Below are 473 nucleotides of genomic sequence, written 5' to 3' on the forward strand. Positions count from 1 at the left end.
TCAGTTCCAGGACTGGCAAGGTTCGCACCACCAGCAGGCGATGAAGCCGGCCACCGAAGGCAACGTGCTGGGCGACTTCAACGATGTCACTTTCAAGGGCGAAATCGAGACCAGCCGTTTCTTCCGCAAGGACGGCGAGTATTGGGTCAACACGCCCGGAGCCGATGGCAAGCCGGCGGACTTCAGGGTCGCCTACACCTTCGGTTTCGAACCGCTGCAGCAATACCTGCTGGAGTTTCCAGACGCGCAAGGCCGGCCCGGCGGCCGCCTGCAGGCGCTTGGCGTCGCCTGGGATAGCCGCAAGCACCAGTGGTTCCAGCTGATGCCCGGCCAGCGCATCGACTTCAAGGACGAACTGCACTGGACCCGCCCCACGCAGAACGCCAACTTCATGTGCGTCGAGTGCCACACCACCGGTTTCAAGCGCAATTACATGGCTGCGACCGACAGTTTCGCCAGCCACTGGAACAGCC

General features: G+C 62.6%; 1 pseudogene. It reads left to right on the forward strand.

The window, feature by feature from the left end:
- Nucleotides 1-473, forward strand: a pseudogene (locus tag ACCC94_RS30065) (hypothetical protein); the annotation flags it as partial.

The organism is Pseudomonas sp. Pseusp97 (genome assembly GCF_047304025.1).
Lineage (GTDB): Bacteria > Pseudomonadota > Gammaproteobacteria > Pseudomonadales > Pseudomonadaceae > Pseudomonas.